Raw genomic sequence first — 756 nt, 5'->3', positions numbered from 1 at the left:
ACACCGGGCTGCTGCTCTTCGGGTTCCTGCTGCTCGGCTTCGGCCTGGAGATGACGCTCTTCGGGGCGTACGAGTCGATGCTGAGCGAGGCGCCGCCGGCCCAGGCGGGGGGCGCGGCGGCGATAGGCGAGACCTCCTACCAACTCGGCGCGGGCATCGGCATCGCGCTTCTCGGCAGCGTGATGAACGCGGCGTACGCGCCCGGGCTGTCGTCCGTTCCCGGTGTACCGGCGTCCGCGTCGGCGTCCGCGGGGCATTCGCTGGGCGAGGCGTACGACGTCGCCGCGCGGCTGGGCGGGGTACGTGGCGCCGCCCTGCGTGACGCGGCGCGGCACGCTTTCGTCCACGGCCTGCATGTCACGTTGCTCGTGAGTGCGGGGTTGCTGTTGCTGGGGGCGGTGATGGCGTTGAGGCTGCCCCGGGTGATGCAGTGCGAGGCGCCTGCGGCTGCGGTGGGTGTGCCTGCCCCCAGGGAAGTCACACAGTCCCGCGTCTCAGCCTGACCAACACCTCTCCCACCCACGCACCGCCCGTTTACGGGCAATCGAGGGGTGGACGTGTCTTGTGGGGGTGCCTCGCCGCTGGCGGCTGCGGGCCCCGGGGCTCGGACGTGGGCGCGGTCGCCCGGTTTGTGGCTGTGCTGGACGTGCCCGAGCCGTCGTCGTAACGTCGGGCCCGTCGTCGTAACTAGCGGTGATAGTTTTTAGTGCCGGAGGCTGTGTGATGGCTGCGTCCCCGAAGTTGCCCCCCTTCGAC

At 70.9% G+C, this 756-nt stretch carries 1 pseudogene; it reads left to right on the top strand.

Going from position 1 to position 756, the window contains the following annotated elements:
- Nucleotides 1-503: pseudogene (locus tag ACNFOC_RS54850) on the top strand (MFS transporter); the annotation flags it as partial.
- Between the last annotated feature and the right edge of the window lie 253 nt (nt 504-756).

This window comes from Streptomyces colwelliae, assembly GCF_048158785.1.
Classification (GTDB): domain Bacteria; phylum Actinomycetota; class Actinomycetes; order Streptomycetales; family Streptomycetaceae; genus Streptomyces.
This window is presented reverse-complemented; position numbering and strand designations above follow the sequence as displayed.